This window comes from Sedimenticola hydrogenitrophicus, from assembly GCF_029017505.1.
Taxonomy (GTDB): Bacteria; Pseudomonadota; Gammaproteobacteria; order Chromatiales; family Chromatiaceae; genus Sedimenticola; species Sedimenticola hydrogenitrophicus_A.
The window spans coordinates 132,808-147,524 of sequence record NZ_JAQGEI010000003.1 but is presented as its reverse complement, the minus strand read 5'-3'; the positions used below and the strand labels follow the sequence as shown (position 1 = coordinate 147,524).

Genomic DNA, 14,717 nt, shown 5'->3' with positions numbered 1-14,717 from the left:
GCCCGCCCTGAACGACGTCTTTTGAACTCCGAAACTTGAGTCTGTAATTTCAGGCAATCTGCCGGCAGTGGGTCTCCCGGGTAAACAGTATCAACACCAGCGCCAGGACAAGCCAGACCAACATCAGGCCAAAGCCGTTGCGGTAGGCCTCCAGCCCGTAGATCCGTGCACCGTTCTCCATGGCCCCCGTCCAGTGCCGGTCCAGCAGCCAACCCACGGCAGGCTGCAGCAGCATGGGGCCGATCATCACCCCCATGTTGACCAGGCCCGAGGCGGTGCCGGCCAGGCGGGGTGGCGCCGACTCCCGGGCGAAGGCGAAGCCGATGATCATGTTGCCGGTAAAGAAACCGATCACGACCAGTAACAGCACCAGCAGCCAGACCGGCAGACCGGGCACCAGGATCACCACACACCAGACCGCCAGCTGCACCACGCAGCCCAGCAGATAGAGCGGTTTGCGATGCCCCAGGTGATCCGACAGCCAGCCGAACACCGGCCCGCCGATCGCCCAGGAGACCAACAGCGCCGAACAGATGGCGGCGGCAGAGGTCTTCTCCAGTCCATAGTGGGTGGTGAGAAACGGCACACCCCAGAGACCGGCGAAGGTGAGCACGCTGCCAACCCCGGCCCCGGGGACGAAGTAAAGCAACCAGGTGTTGCGATACCCCAGCACCGTCCGTATGCCCGCCATCACCCCCCGGGAGTGCTGCGTGGCGGTGTCGTCATGGGCGGCGGCATGGCTGGCATACCCCCTTTCCGTGGGGTCATCCCGGACCAGCAGCCAGATGGCCAGGGCCACTGCAAAGGCGACCCCCGCGGATACCAGCATCACCGGTCGCCAGCCAAAGCCATCCACCAGCAGACGCAGCGGCACCCCGGCGAACACCGCCCCCACCACGCCGCAGAACAGCGCCATGCCGGAGGCCAGCGAGTACTGTTTCGGCGGTAGCCAGTGGCCCGCCAGCTTGAGCATGCCGACAAAGGCCACCGCCACCGACCCGCCGATCAGCAGACGCCCCAGGTTGGCCCAGAGCGCATCCGGGGCCATGGCAAACAGCAACGTGCCGAGCCCGGCAATGGTCGCCCCGCTGGCCAGCAGGCGCCGCGGTCCCCAGTGATCCGCCAGCAGCCCGGTGGGCACCTGCATCGCCACATAGCTGTAGAAATAGAAGGCGGAGAGATTCCCCAGTGCCGTGGCGTTGAGCTGAAAATCGGTCATCAGCTCGGTGGTCATTACCCCCGGAGCCACCCGCTGATAGAAACCGATGAGGTAGAGTGCCGCCCCAAGTCCCCAGATCATCCAGGCCAGGCGCAGTGGTGGAAAGGCTACAGCGTTCATGAATTATCCCAGTTGACGTTCACGTCACTATAGCCTGTGTTGCAGGGAGATAAAACCCGAGAGGGAGGACCGCTATTACTTCGCCAAACAAAGCGCTACGGCTTATCGGTTACAAACGCAATTAATTAGGCAGGACGGCGAGATCGCCGACAGAGGGGGTGAATACCAGTGGCGAGTGCGGCCGGACACCGCCGCCTCACGATCATCTGGACTGGTTGTGAGCCGCCTGGCTCAGTTATCCCGCAGCCAATCCTGATACCGGATTCTCTTATTGCAATTGTCAAAACGCTCAGATGTGCAATCCAGCCTATCGCAGATGAATTCACAACGTGCGCTTTCAGCAGGGACATCGCTGATGAAAGAACCGAACAGATTTCTTAGAAAAGCGCTGATTCCCCTGATTATTTTTGGATGTCCTGTTTTGCTGGTTATAGACTAAGAACCGGAATCACCAGTTTATTATTCTATCCATAGACTTCCATTCCCTGATCAGCACCCAATCGACAAAATCGTTCATAGGACGATCCCGCCCGGGAGTCTGATCTCTCGGATAGTACTTAATCCCACGTGGCAGTTCAAGAATGGCCTTAGCGGCCCGGTTTTTGCGCTTTTCTGGTACGCCGCAACTGCACAATCTCGGCAAAGATGCCGCCGATAGCGCCCCAGAGGCCGCCGAGAATGATCACCACCACCGTTTTGTCGCCGGCCAGCTGTTGCAGAAAGGTGGGTTGGGGCATCGAGTAGAGCATGAGGTGGATCAGCAGGGATAACAGCAGTGCGCCGATCAGCCCCATCGCCATACCGTGCAGCAGCCGGCCATCGCGCGCCTTCAGGGCGGTGAATATGCCGGGGGCGACCCACAGTGCGGAGAGCGTGAGCAGTTGCGGCGCGGTCGCCTGCTGCACCCCCAGCCACAGGGCCAGCACGATCAGCCCCAGGGAGAGTGCCACCAGCATCAACGCGCCGAGCAACAGGGCGCGGTAGTTCATGAACGGCGGTTGTTCTGCTGCCATATGAGGATTCTTCAGCTTATCGGCGGAGGGTTTGGGGATATACAGAAGGCAACGAGACGATCCTCATCGGGCCGGCTTCACATTGACATGATCGAAGGGACAGTGGCGACAGGCGGAACCGCAGCAGTTACCCCGGCTGCGGTGATAACATTCGGTGAACACCATCAGCCCGTCCTCCCAGTAGTAGTGCCGCCCCTCCACCAGCTGCTCCAAGGGCCAGGGATCGATCGCTTCCGTCTCGTTCTCTTCTCTCATCGCCCTTCCGACCCAATTACTGAGCGGTCCAGCCCGAATCGATGGTCAGGGAGGAACCGGTGATGGAGGAGGCCCGGTCACTGGCCAGGAAGGCGACCAGGTCGGCCACCTCTTCGGGTTCGATCAGCTTTTTGATCGCGGCATTTTTCAGCATCACGTCGCTGACCACCTGGTCCTCGGGGATACCCCGGGTACGGGCCTGATCGGCGATCTGGTTCTCCACCAGCGGGGTGCGCACATAGGCCGGGCAGATGGCGTTGACCGTGATCCCGAATTCGCCCCCTTCCAGGGCCGCGGTCTTGGTCAGGCCAATCACCCCGTGCTTGGCGGAGATATATCCCGCCTTGAAGGGGGAAGCCACCATGGCGTGGACCGAGGCGATGTTGATCACCCGGCCCCAGCCCTTCTGCTTCATCATCGGCCAGGCATAGCGGATCAGCAGGAAGGGGGCGGTCAACATGACCCCGATCAGCTTGTTCCACTGCTCCACTGGAAACTCTTCGATCGGGGAGATATGCTGGAAGCCGGCATTGTTGACCAGGATATCGACACTGCCGTGCAGTTGAGCGGCCTGGGCGATGAGGGAACGGCACTGCTCGGCATCGGACAGGTCCGCCTGGATGAAACTGGCGCCGATCTGCGCGGCGGTCGCGTTTCCGCTCTGCGAATTGAAATCCGCAATCACCACCTTGCAGCCCAGACTCACCAACTTCTCGGCCACGGCCCGCCCGATACCGCTCGCCCCACCGGTCACCACGGCAACTTTATTCTGCATCTGATCGCTCTCCTGATAAGTATCGGCGCCACGGCCGGTCGTTCAGGTGCGGATTATAACCCAGTGAGTTGACGATTTATTGATGAAAAAAACATTAAAAAGCGTGGGGTTCCCGTGCGCTGGTCCGATGCCGTGAAGCGGCGGGTGAATGGGAGGAATCCAGGCTATGCTGCCGACAGAGACGTAGGATGCCGGTGAGGCACGAACCGCATCAAGCTTTACCGTGAATGATGCGGTTCGCAAGCTCACCGGCATCCCCGGGCAGCGTGGTTTGTAGCCGTTGGGGTACGCAGACTTACCCCGACGAGCCTATTGGTAGCTCAAGTTTCGGAGTTCGCGCTCCTCACCCTGCGAATTCAGCGATTCGGGCTTTGTGAAATGAACTCCGAAACTTGAGTTGGTATTTATCCGGGGTACAATCCAGCTTCGTCATGCGGCCGATCATCCACACGACCGAACTGCCGCTGGATTACCTGACATAGCGCCAATCAGGGCATCCCACTACCCGCACAGCAAACAGAGAGCACCGCGATGGATCAGACCACCACCCTCAGCAAACTGGATCAATTGAAGCGCATGACGGTTGTCGTGGCGGACACCGGCGAGTTTGAACTGGTAAAACAGTACACTCCGGAAGATGCCACCACCAACCCCTCGCTGATTCTGAAGGCCTCGCAACAGCCGCAATATGCCGGTTTGACGGACCAGGCCATCCACTGGGCCAGGGCACAGGGGGATCCGGACCGCTTCATGGAGAATGCGGTCGACAAACTGTCGGTCAGCTTCGGTTGTGAGCTGCTCAAGCTGATTCCGGGCCGGGTCTCCACCGAAGTGGACGCCCGCCTCTCGTTCGATCGCGAAGCCACCATCCGGCGCGCCCGCCGCCTGATCGAGCTGTATGAGCAGCAGGGCATCGCCCGCGAGCGCATCCTGATCAAGGTCGCCTCCACCTGGGAAGGGATCCGTGCCGGCGAGGTGCTGGAGGCCGAGGGTATCCACTGCAACCTCACCCTGCTGTTCAGCTTCGTCCAGGCGGTGGCCTGCGCCGAGGCCGGCATCACCCTTATATCCCCTTTCGTCGGCCGCATCCTCGACTGGCACAAGAAACAGAGCGGCCGCGACAGCTATCCCGCCGCTGAAGATCCCGGGGTACTCTCGGTGCGGCGCATCTACGACTATTTCAAGAAGTTCGACCACCCCACCATTGTCATGGGCGCCAGCTTCCGCAACCTGGGAGAGATCGAGGCACTGGCCGGCTGCGACCGCCTCACCATCAGCCCAGCGCTGCTCGACGAGCTGGCCAGCCAGCACGACACCCTGCCCCGGGCGCTCTCGGCCGAGGGCGCCCGCCAGGCGGATATCGAGCGACTGGAGATCGATGAGAAGCGTTTCCGCTGGTTGCTGAACGAGGACGCCATGGCCACCGAAAAGCTGGCCGAGGGGATCCGCCTGTTCAGCCGCGATCTGGAAAAACTGGAACGGGCCATCGACGGAAAAATGGTAAACTAGGCGCCCGAATTCACCCCATTAACGTAGGGTGGATAAGCCGGTAGGCGCATCCACCGCGACAATGGTGGATGCGCTGCCGCTTATCCACCCTACATGAATGGCACTAAGTTAAGGCAGGAATCCATTTTTTCGTCATTCCGGCGCAGGCCGGAGGAGTGGTGCAGGGATGCACCGTTTACGGACCTGAGGATGAAATCCATGAATTCACCGCGGATGCGGGTTCTGGATCCCGGCATTCGCCGGGATGACGGGGGCTCTGGGCTTAACTTAGTGCCATTCCACCCTACATAAGATACTTTTATCAAATTTAAGTAGTACTAGCCCGGATTAAACTTTCCAACTTCCCTAATCAACACCAGGTAACAGACACCATGAGTACAGAACAGGCGTTACTTGAGCGCAGCGAATCCAAATGCGAACTCTGCGCGGCCACGGAAAATCTCCAGCCCTACGCGGTCCCGCCCGCCTCCGATGACAGCGCCGAGCGGTCCCTGCTGCTCTGTGACACCTGTCGCGAACAGATCGAGGAGCCGGAGAAGACCGACCCCAACCACTGGCGCTGCCTCAACGACAGCATGTGGAGCCAGGTGCCGGCGGTGCAGGTGATGGCCTGGCGCATGCTCAAGCGCCTCAGCGCCGAGGGCTGGCCGCAGGATCTGCTGGATATGCTCTACCTGGACGAGTCGACCCTGGCCTGGGCGGAGGCCGGCAGTGAAAGCGGCGGCGGGGAGCAGTCAGCGCCGCATCTGGACTGCAACGGCGCCCGGCTCGAAGCGGGCGATACGGTCACCCTGACCAAGGACCTGAACGTCAAGGGGGCCAACTTTACCGCCAAGCGCGGCACCGCGGTACGTGGCATCTCCCTGGTGGCCGACAATCCCGGACAGATCGAGGGCCGGGTGAACGGACAGCAGATCGTTATCCTCACCCAGTTCGTCAAGAAGTCGGGCTGAACGCTACCTTACTGCACAGGCCAAATGCGGATCGTAGGGGCAGGCCCCCGTGCCTGCCCTGGTCCGATGCACTCGCCGCCCCCGGCAACCACGGGGGGTTGCCCCTACGAGTCGTACCGAATCGCGTCTACCAGGGTGACACGCTGTTTGTGCCCGAGCGTGTAGGATGGGTGGAGGCGCGGCACCCTTGTTGACGGCTATTCGCGGCGGTCGGGCACGCCGTAACCCATCTTCGGATGCGGATGCAGGTGCACGATGGGTTGCGCGCCGGAGACGGAGCCGGCGGAGAGTTCATGGAGGCGCTCCACCCATCCTACGAACGGATACAGTCCGACCCACTTACGGGTAAGGGGCAGGCCTAGCCGGTATTCTGCATGCCGGCCGAGATCCCCGCCATGGTCACCATCAACGCCTGCTCCAGGCGCTCATCCGGGGCGTTGCGGTCGCGATGGAGCAGTTCCGCCTGCAGGTAGTGGAGCGGATCGATATAGGGATTGCGCACATTGATGGAGCGCCGGATCAGGGGGAAATCCGCCAGCAGCTTGCGGGTCTGCTTGATCTTCAACACCTGATCGAAGGTGCCGCAGAGGCGCTCCCGCAGGGTATCGCCCAGGGGTTGCAGCTCCTCCGGCACCAGCCGGGCGGCATAGTATTCGGCAATCACCGGGTCGCTCTTGGCAAGCACCATCTCCAGCATATCCACATAACTGGTGAAGAAGGGCCAGGCCGCGTACATCTCGTGCAGCTGCGCCAGCCGGCCGGATTCGATCGCCTGCCCCAGGGCGCTGTCCGACCCCAGCCAGGCCGGCAGCATGAGCCGGATCTGGGTCCAGGCGAACACCCAGGGGATGGCGCGCAGGCTCTCCACCCCGCCATCGGCGCGACGTTTCGCCGGTCGCGATCCCAGCGGCAGCTTGCCCAGCTCAAGCTCCGGCGTGGAGGCGCGGAAGAACGGCACGAAGCGCGGGTCATCCCGCACCACCGCCCGGTATTCGTGAAAGGCGGTCTGGGCCAGGGATTCCATCATCGCCCGCCACTCCGGTCGGGGCGCCGGCAAGGGACAGAGGGTGGCGGCCAGCACGGCGCCGGTATAGCGCTCCAGGTTGCGCTCGGCAATCTCCGGGATGCCGAACTTGAAGCGGATCACCTCGCCCTGCTCGGTCACCCGCAGGGTGTGATCCACCGATCCGGGCGGCTGGGCCAGGATCGCCCGGTGGGTGGGGCCGCCACCGCGGCCGACCGTGCCGCCACGGCCATGGAACAGGGTCAGGTGCACCCCGCGGCCGCGGCAGGTGGCGGTCAACGCCTCCTGGGCCTGGTACTGTCCCCAGACCGCCGCCAGCTGGCCGGCGTCCTTGGAGGAGTCGGAGTAGCCGATCATCACCTCCTGGTGCCCGTGTGTGTAGTCCCGGTACCAGTCGATGGCGAGCAGCTGGTCGATACAGTGGTGGGCCTCCTGCAGATCCACCAGGGTCTCGAACAGCGGCACCACCCGCATGTCGTGACCCACCCCCATCTCCCGCAGCAGCAGGATGACCGAGAGCACGTCGGAGGGTTGGCTGGCCATGGAGATGACATAGGAACCGAGGGCGCTGGGATCGGCCTGGGCGATCACCCGGCAGGTCTCCAGCACCTCATTGATCTCCCCGTCCGGCTGCCAGTTAGCCGGGATCAGCGGCCGCTTGCTGCGCAGCTCACCCAGCAGGAAGCGCTGCTTCTCCGCCTCGTCCCACGCCAGGTAGGAGCCGAGATCGTAGAACCGGGTGAGGGCCTCGAACACCGCCGTGTGACGGTCGGCATTCTGGCGGATATCCAGCCGCACCAGGGTGACCCCGAAACAGGCGATGCGGCGGATGATATCCTCCAGCAGCCCGCCGGCGATGATCTGCATGCCGCACTCGATGAGCGAACGATGACAGAGCATCAGCGGCTCCCGCAGCTCCTCGGCCGTCAGTAGCGTTTCGGCGATGATGTGGTGTCCGGACAGCCCCTGCTGGATCAGGGTCTTGGTCTGATCCAGGCGACGCCGCAGCCCGGCCAGGATATGCCGATAGGGTTCGGCCGTGTCGCCGACCCGCTCCCGCAGCTCATCGTTGCACTGGTACATGGAGAGTTCGGAGCGCAGTTCATCCAGATCCCGGTCATACAGATCGGCGGCCATCCAGCGCGCCAGCTGCAGCACCTCCCGGGTCACCGCCGCCGTGACATGGGGATTGCCGTCCCGGTCCCCGCCCATCCACGAGGAGAAACGGACCGGTGACCAGTCGAGGGGCAGCGGCTGCCCCAGCACCGCCTGCATCGACTCATCCAGCTGGCGCAGATAGTTTGGCACCGCTTGCCAGAGCGAGCCCTCGATCACGGCAAAGCCCCACTTCGCCTCGTCGATGGGCGTGGGACGCTGGCGCCTGATCTCATTGGTGTGCCAGATCTGGCTGACCAGCTCATTCAGGCGCCGCTGGCGGTACTCGCCCCGCTCCAGCTTGCGCAGACAGTCGGTGATTGCGTTGTATTTCTTGATCAGGGTACGGCGGTTGACCTCGGTGGGGTGGGCGGTAAGCACCAGGTCCACCTCCATGCGGCCGATCGCCTGCAGGATCTGTTCATTGTCGAGGCCATCCGCCTGCAGCTGTTTCAGCTGCCGGGCGAAGGAGTCCTCCGCATCCAGCTCGCAGACATCCTGATGCAGCCGCACACGATGAAACTCCTCGGCGATATTGGCCAGGTTGAGAAACTGGGTGAAGGCGCGCGCCACCGGCAGCATCTCCGCCTCGCTCAGAGCGGAGAGTTCCCGCAACAGCGCCTGGTGATCCGAACCGGCCTCCAGCCGCCCCGCCTTGGCCAGGCGGCGTATGCGTTCGATCTTCTGCAGAAACGCCGGACCCAGATGGTTTTCGATGGTCCGCCCCAGACTCTCACCCAGCATGCGCACATCATCGCGTAATGATTCATCCAGGTTGGTCATAGTCTACTCCAATAGGGGCTCCGCGCCCGGGGCCGGGGCGGCAAACCGCAACAGAAAGGGAGCGAGATAACGGGTACTCTCTTCACTGTAAAGGCGCGCTGCATTATAGATGACCAGCCGGCGGGAGACGAACATTTCGGGCCGGCGACCGAAGCTGAGCGCGGCCACCTTGGCCTGGCTGTGGCCATATCCGGCATAGTCGACGCGCCCGTTCAGCCGCAGGCCGGCAGCCGCCGCCAGCGCGCTGACCCGGGCCACCCCGTGCACCGGGATCAGCAGGTAGAAACATCCGTCCTCGCACAACAGGCGGGCGGCGATCGGCACCAGTTCGGCATAGGGCAGGCGGTCGGCGTGCCGGGCCAGGCGACGCAGCTTTGTGCCGCTTTTGGTGTGTTGTTCGAAAAAGGGCGGATTGCTGATGATCAGATCGTAGCGCCGGTCGCAGTCGGTCGCGTAGTCCTGTATCGACCGCCACACCAACTCCAGCCGCCCGGACCAGGGACTGGCGGCGAAATTGGCAGCGGCGTCACGACACGCCGACGCGGCCAGTTCAACGGCAGTGACCCGCCCCGCCCCCAGTTGCATCAGCATCAGCGACAGCAGGCCGCTCCCGGCGCCGATATCCAGCACCCGTTCACCACCGGCGACCGGGGCCGTGGCGCCGAACAGGGTGGCATCGGTGCACACCTTCATGGCCGTTTCGCCCTGCCGCACACCGAACTGCTGAAAGCGGAAAGTTGACACCGCGCTTAGTCCGGCGGGGTGACGGGGCGCAGGCCGCCCGCCGGCAGTACCAGGTCATAGGCCTTGCCGAACCCCGCCACGTAGCGCCCGGTTTGTGGCGTCAGGACAAACAGATGGAAGTCCGGCAGGCGACGCAGCAGGGCCACGGTCTCGCCGAAGCGCTGCTCCATCCGCGACAGCAGGCCGGCCTGCTCCGGGTCGCCCGCGGGGAGCTCCTCCGCCTGGCACTGCAGGATCACCCGCTCCCGGGCGAAGGGGTTGCGGGTCTCCTCCTCCGGGCGGATGAACAGGATCGCGGCGCGCCCCTGGTGCCGCAGGTTCCGCGTGTGCGCGGCCAGCTCGCTGACGAAGATATAGAAGCGGCCCGACTCGTCCCGGAGATAGGGGGCATAACTGATCTCCGGCTCGCCGGCGGCGGTGACGGTGGAGAGCAGCAGGGTCCGCTGGGAATCGATCAGTGCCTGATAGTCCGCCTCCGCCTGCCGCGGGTCGGTTGATTCGGGGGTGGTCATGAAGGCTCGCTCGCAGGTCAGAAAAAACAGGCCTTCATGCTGACACGACCCGGCGCGGAGATAAACCCCAGCCGACGATAGGGCGGGCCGTGCCCGCCGCAACCGCCATGCGACGCCTTACGGCGCCTTCCCGGCCCCGGATCGGTAAAGGATCATTACTCTCGCCAAGACGCCAAGAGCGCAAAGATTAAAGGTAACTACTCACCTGGTCTGTAAGTGATTGGCCTGCCTTGTTGGCCGATCTTGATGGCGCCTCGAATCCGGCCCCTTTTTCAGATTAAAGCCTGCCCTTGTTTGAGCGAAGCGAGTTTGGGCAGGCGCTGAAAAAGGGGCCGGATTCGAGGAAACAAGCCATCACGTGAGGCTGGCAAGGTAGGCCAATCACCCCGTGAGTAGTTACGATTAAAGGAAAGAATCGGCTTTTCTTGGCGTCTTGGCGAGAGTCCATTTGCCATCTGTAATCCAGAGGCGTTCGCCCCATGCAGAGGTCACGCCTGACGAGCCCCGGATGAGCCGGGGGATTACCCCAAGGATTCAGTGCATGCGCGGCGAGGGATCGGAGAGGATCAGCTCCGGTGTGGAGAAGGGGGCCAGGCGCTCGACGAAATCCACCATTTCCAGGACCGGGGATGCACGGAAGAAGCGGGCCATGGGCCGGTCCATCCACAGCCGGTCGGAGTAGAGATAGATGTTGTGCGGGGTGTCGCCGGTACCGTCCCGATCGCGGTCGAAACCCTCATAGGTATCCCAGGCGTTATCGCGCCAGTCGTTGCCGCGCGCGCTGGTGGCGGCGCTCACCGCCACCGGGATGATATTGCCGGTGAAGCGGTTGCCGTGAACGATATGCCCGCCCTTCTCGCCATAGAAATACATCGCCACATCGTTGTAGGCGAAGTGGTTGTCGTTGAGATAGAGGATATTCTCCGGGTGAGTGGGCGAGTTGGCGGTCAGGCCGACGGCGCAGCGAACGATGTCGTTGGCCTCCAGCCGCACCTGGGAACTCCCCTTTACCGCCAGCGCGGAACTGGTGGCATCGGGCATGTTCAGCAGCCGGTTGTTGCGGATGATCACCTCATTGGAGTAGATCAGCACGATGCCGCTGGTATTGCCGGCCAGGGTATTGTTCTCAATCTCGTTATTGTGCGAGAAGATCAGCTCCATGCCGATGCGGCTGTTCTCGATGGTGTTGCCGACAAAGCGGTTGTCGGTGGAGTTGGTGAACAGCACATCCCGCACGCCGCGGATGCGGTTCCCTTCCAGCAGATTGTCGGAGCTGTACCAGAGGCGGATCCCCTCCCCGCGCAGGCTCGGCGCGTCGCCGCGGGATGCAATCCGGTTGTTGCGCACCACATTGCCGTTGGATTGGCGGATATGGATACCGAACAGCACATCGTCGATGCGGTTATCCTCCACCAGCGCGTCGTCCGCCGCCAGCAGCAGGGCGGCGTCCACCTGATCATGCGAGTGGCCGGAGTTGGTCAGGTGCAGGCCGCGCAGCGTCACCCCGTCGGCCTGGACCGTGAGCACGGTGCCACCGCCCTCGCCGTCGACCGTCACCTCGCCGTGGCCGTCGATAGTGATCGGCCGCCGGATCACCGCCGGCCCGGCGTAGCGGCCCGCCGGCAGGGTCAGCACGCCCCCCGGCGGCGTGATGTCGACAAACAGCTGCAGCGGCGGGAGTGCATATCCCGAAGTGGATAGCAGGCAGCCCGCCATCAGCCAGAGCATCAGCCATAACCGCTTCATGACAGAGATTCAGCAACCGTTCCAGTGAGTTGAAAACACGCCCGAGGCGCCGCGCCGATCCGGGGGCCGCCGCCGGGCTCTTAATTCTGACACAGAGTAGGGTTATTCTGCGATGCCGTCCTTAAGAATAATCAATTAACCCCCCAACGGGTCAGATAGACCGTTATTCATCCGGTTACTATACTAATAAGTATGTTCAGCGGTCAGAGCAGCGAGGTGGGCCATGTTTGTTGAAAATTTACTGGCGGAAAAAGATGGTCAGATCTGGTCCATCACACCGGACGCTACGGTTTATGAGGCACTGGTGCTGATGGACCAGAAGGATATCGGCGCCCTGCTGGTGATGCAGGGGCACAAGCTGATCGGGATTCTCTCGGAGCGGGACTACGCGCGCAAGATCATCATCAAGGGCAAGTCATCCAAGGAGACCCTGGTGCGGGAGGTGATGACCACCGAGGTCTGTTACGTGGACAAGAAGACGAACATGGATGAGTGCCTGGCGATCATGACCGAAAAACACATTCGCCACCTGCCGGTAATGGAAAATAACCGGCTGATCGGCCTGGTGAGTATCGGCGATGTGGTCAAGAGCATCATCAGCGAACAGGAGATCGTCATCGACGACCTGTACAACTACATCAACGGAGTCTACTACTCACCGCACTAAGGGCTCGCGCAAGAATAATTTCGCAGTACCGAGGGCGTAACTGGGCCATGCTGGCAAGGCACGCTTTGCAGGCAATGGCTGTTCCCTTGCCAAAAAGCGTAACGCCGCCAGCGGGGTCCAGTTGCGACCGAATACCGAAACTTATTTTTGCGCGAGCCCTAAGGACTCGCGCAGACCGGAAAGATCACCCGGAACGCCGCGCCAGGCCGTTGGTTGATCACCTCCACCCGCCCCCCCATGGCGGTGGCCAGCTGACTGACCAGCGCCAGGCCGATGCCGGTACCGATGGTCTCGCGGGTCGGTTCATTCTCGGAGCGGTAGAACAGGCGAAATATCTTCTTCATCTGGTCCCGGGGCACCCCGGGACCATAATCCCTGACTGTGAACACCAGCCGGTTATCGCGCTCCAGCGCCGCCGTGATATCGATCCGGCGGATCGCGGCGCCACGGGAAAACTTCAGCGCATTGTCCACCAGGTTGATCATGATCTGGCTGAAGCTGTCACTGTCGATCTTCACCACGGCTCCCGCCGCCGCCTCATCGACCTGCAGCCTGAGTTCGAAACCCGCCCGCTCCACCGCGGAGGCGATTTTCGACCGGATGCCGTCCAACAGCTCCGTCACACCGGCCGGCCGACACTCCAGCACCAATCCGTTACGCGTCATGCGGGCCAGCTGCAGCACATTGTTGATCAGGCGGGTGAGGCGTTCACTCTCGTCATGGATATAGTCGTAATAGCTGCGCTTCTTCTCCTCGCTGGCCCAGCCCTCGCGCAGCATCTCCCCATACATGCGGATCGAGGTCAGCGGCGTCTTCAGCTCGTGGCTGATGGCGGAAACGAAATCCTGCTGCTGCCGGGCCAGCTCGATCTGCCGCAGGCCCAGGCGGTACAGCAGATAGAACCCGCCACACAGCACCAGCAGCAGGGTGGCCGCCACCCAGAGGACCAGACGGCCTCCGGGACCGGCCGGCAGCTGCCGGATGCTGTAGATCAGCTCCATCTCGCTCAACGGGGCGGCGAGGCGATTGCGGTAGAGCAGCGCCCCGGACAACTCCTCGGCGCGGCTGTAATAGCCCTGCGCGTTTTTGCCGCGGAAGGTGCTGAACAGATCACCCCGGTAGGCCAGGGTCAGCTCACTCATGCCGGACAGGGCGCTCTCCCTGAACAGGTCTGCAACGGTCGCCTGCAGAAACGGCTGGCGTTCGATCAGCAGCCCCTGGACCAGGCGCCGACCGTCCCGCCACACCTTGCGAAACAGCACCAGATGCCCACTGTCCAGCAGGCTGAACTCGAACGGGTCCAGTTCGCTCTCGAAGGTGTGGATGCGCACCCCGGCCTGGCTTGCCGGCGGCCTCACCGCCTGGTCCGCGTCCACGACCGGCGCCGGCACCGGCAGTACGCCGCGCTCCTTGCGGACACTGCGCTGCGCACCCCGCTGCTGCTCCTCTGCCGGGGCGACGACCTGCTCCCCGGCAAGCCGTGACTCAAAACGCCGGTCCAGCTTCAGATCCTCCACCCGGCCCAGCTGTGCGGTGGCAGCGGGCGCCTGCGCCTGTTGGCGCTTGCTGAATTTCTCGGTCAGCCGGTCAAAGGCCGCCTGGGGCTGGTCGGCCCGCTCCGCCTCCATCGCCGACCCGCTGCCGCTATCGGACAGGCCGACCGCGGGCACCCCAGGGGACGGTTCGCCAGGCGTCTGCTCCACCTCCTTCCCGGAGGGTGTCCGGTCGCGCCCGCTCCCGTTGCTCCGCACCAGCCGGTTCTCACCGAGGATCTGTTGCAGACGCTCATGCAGCGCCAGCCGCCGGTTCACCTCATCCGTGGCAATGCCGTAGCGGGTCGCCTGCTCCGGCTCGGCGGGCAACAACGGCGTGCTGAAGCGTCCTGTGTCGTCCACCTGAAAATAGCCGATCACGCCGGGTACGGAGGAGTCGACCGGATAGTTCGACAGGGCCGAACGTTGCAGAAAACCGGCGCCCGGATCCCCGCTCACCACAAGGAAGGCATAATCGCTGAAACGGCGATTCTCTTCGCTGTTCACCAGGCGTCTGAGCCGGTCATCGATGCGCGCGCTCAACGCCTCCGCCTGCAGCCGGTACTGGTGAAATGCCTCCCACTTGAGCTGGCTGTAGGATTGCCGGATCAGCACCCCGGAGGGGATCAGCAGCGCCAGGAAAAACAGCAGCAGCCAGCGCCGCAACCGGGTCGGGTCCAGGCCGGTAAGCCGGTTGCCATGTCCCATGG

Annotated in this window: 12 protein-coding genes; 3 read left to right on the top strand and 9 right to left on the bottom strand. The window is 63.0% G+C overall.

Going from position 1 to position 14,717, the window contains the following annotated elements:
* Positions 1–49: 49 nt before the first annotated feature.
* The 4 genes from O9K64_RS03085 to O9K64_RS03070 form a co-directional block, all read right to left on the bottom strand.
* Positions 50–1,339: an MFS transporter gene (locus O9K64_RS03085; protein WP_275096611.1), complete on the bottom strand. Its 1,290-nt coding sequence runs from the start codon at positions 1,337–1,339 to the stop codon at positions 50–52.
* A gap of 587 nt (positions 1,340–1,926) precedes the next feature.
* Entirely contained in the window at positions 1,927–2,352 is a 426-nt protein-coding gene (locus tag O9K64_RS03080; RefSeq protein WP_275096610.1) for a glyoxalase, read from the bottom strand.
* A gap of 63 nt (positions 2,353–2,415) precedes the next feature.
* Complete coding sequence (locus tag O9K64_RS03075; RefSeq protein WP_275096609.1) at positions 2,416–2,607, bottom strand: DUF5522 domain-containing protein; 192 nt, start codon at positions 2,605–2,607, stop codon at positions 2,416–2,418.
* 16 nt (positions 2,608–2,623) lie between these two features.
* On the bottom strand, positions 2,624–3,382 hold the full coding sequence (locus O9K64_RS03070) for a 3-hydroxybutyrate dehydrogenase (protein WP_275096608.1): 759 nt from the start codon (positions 3,380–3,382) through the stop codon (positions 2,624–2,626).
* Positions 3,383–3,913: 531 nt separating this feature from the next.
* Between O9K64_RS03070 and tal the strand changes: the two genes are divergently transcribed.
* Together tal and O9K64_RS03060 are read left to right on the top strand one after the other, a co-directional pair.
* The gene (gene tal / locus O9K64_RS03065) at positions 3,914–4,891 is read left to right on the top strand and encodes a transaldolase (RefSeq protein WP_275096607.1); all 978 of its coding nucleotides are present in this window, start codon (positions 3,914–3,916) and stop codon (positions 4,889–4,891) included.
* A gap of 371 nt (positions 4,892–5,262) precedes the next feature.
* Entirely contained in the window at positions 5,263–5,844 is a 582-nt protein-coding gene (locus O9K64_RS03060) for an alkylphosphonate utilization protein (RefSeq protein WP_275096606.1), read from the top strand.
* Between the two features lie 358 nt (positions 5,845–6,202).
* On the opposite strand, the gene ppc is transcribed toward O9K64_RS03060, so the two are convergent.
* From ppc to nosD, 4 genes are all read right to left on the bottom strand, one after another.
* Complete coding sequence (ppc, locus tag O9K64_RS03055; RefSeq protein WP_275096605.1) at positions 6,203–8,806, bottom strand: phosphoenolpyruvate carboxylase; 2,604 nt, start codon at positions 8,804–8,806, stop codon at positions 6,203–6,205.
* 3 nt (positions 8,807–8,809) lie between these two features.
* Positions 8,810–9,550: a tRNA1(Val) (adenine(37)-N6)-methyltransferase gene (locus tag O9K64_RS03050; RefSeq protein ID WP_275096604.1), complete on the bottom strand. Its 741-nt coding sequence runs from the start codon at positions 9,548–9,550 to the stop codon at positions 8,810–8,812.
* A 5-nt stretch (positions 9,551–9,555) separates the two neighbouring features.
* A complete protein-coding gene (locus tag O9K64_RS03045; RefSeq protein WP_275096603.1) occupies positions 9,556–10,062 on the bottom strand; it encodes a HugZ family protein in 507 nt (168 codons plus the stop codon).
* A gap of 534 nt (positions 10,063–10,596) precedes the next feature.
* Positions 10,597–11,808: a nitrous oxide reductase family maturation protein NosD gene (gene nosD, locus O9K64_RS03040; RefSeq protein ID WP_275096602.1), complete on the bottom strand. Its 1,212-nt coding sequence runs from the start codon at positions 11,806–11,808 to the stop codon at positions 10,597–10,599.
* Between the two features lie 223 nt (positions 11,809–12,031).
* On the opposite strand from nosD, the gene O9K64_RS03035 reads away from it, so the two are divergent.
* Entirely contained in the window at positions 12,032–12,475 is a 444-nt protein-coding gene (locus O9K64_RS03035) for a CBS domain-containing protein (protein ID WP_275096601.1), read from the top strand.
* A gap of 158 nt (positions 12,476–12,633) precedes the next feature.
* On the opposite strand, the gene O9K64_RS03030 is transcribed toward O9K64_RS03035, so the two are convergent.
* Positions 12,634–14,715: a sensor histidine kinase gene (locus O9K64_RS03030; RefSeq protein WP_275096600.1), complete on the bottom strand. Its 2,082-nt coding sequence runs from the start codon at positions 14,713–14,715 to the stop codon at positions 12,634–12,636.
* Positions 14,716–14,717 lie beyond the last annotated feature (2 nt).

What these genes read in the sequence shown, in the direction of transcription:
- O9K64_RS03085 (WP_275096611.1), bottom strand. Translation starts at nt 1,339, where the DNA reads ATGAACGCTGTAGCCTTTCCACCACTGCGCCTGGCCTGGATGATCTGG.
- O9K64_RS03080 (WP_275096610.1), bottom strand. Translation starts at nt 2,352, where the DNA reads ATGGCAGCAGAACAACCGCCGTTCATGAACTACCGCGCCCTGTTGCTC.
- O9K64_RS03075 (WP_275096609.1), bottom strand. Translation starts at nt 2,607, where the DNA reads ATGAGAGAAGAGAACGAGACGGAAGCGATCGATCCCTGGCCCTTGGAG.
- O9K64_RS03070 (WP_275096608.1), bottom strand. Translation starts at nt 3,382, where the DNA reads ATGCAGAATAAAGTTGCCGTGGTGACCGGTGGGGCGAGCGGTATCGGG.
- tal (WP_275096607.1), top strand. Translation starts at nt 3,914, where the DNA reads ATGGATCAGACCACCACCCTCAGCAAACTGGATCAATTGAAGCGCATG.
- O9K64_RS03060 (WP_275096606.1), top strand. Translation starts at nt 5,263, where the DNA reads ATGAGTACAGAACAGGCGTTACTTGAGCGCAGCGAATCCAAATGCGAA.
- ppc (WP_275096605.1), bottom strand. Translation starts at nt 8,806, where the DNA reads ATGACCAACCTGGATGAATCATTACGCGATGATGTGCGCATGCTGGGT.
- O9K64_RS03045 (WP_275096603.1), bottom strand. Translation starts at nt 10,062, where the DNA reads ATGACCACCCCCGAATCAACCGACCCGCGGCAGGCGGAGGCGGACTAT.
- nosD (WP_275096602.1), bottom strand. Translation starts at nt 11,808, where the DNA reads ATGAAGCGGTTATGGCTGATGCTCTGGCTGATGGCGGGCTGCCTGCTA.
- O9K64_RS03035 (WP_275096601.1), top strand. Translation starts at nt 12,032, where the DNA reads ATGTTTGTTGAAAATTTACTGGCGGAAAAAGATGGTCAGATCTGGTCC.
- O9K64_RS03030 (WP_275096600.1), bottom strand. Translation starts at nt 14,715, where the DNA reads ATGGGACATGGCAACCGGCTTACCGGCCTGGACCCGACCCGGTTGCGG.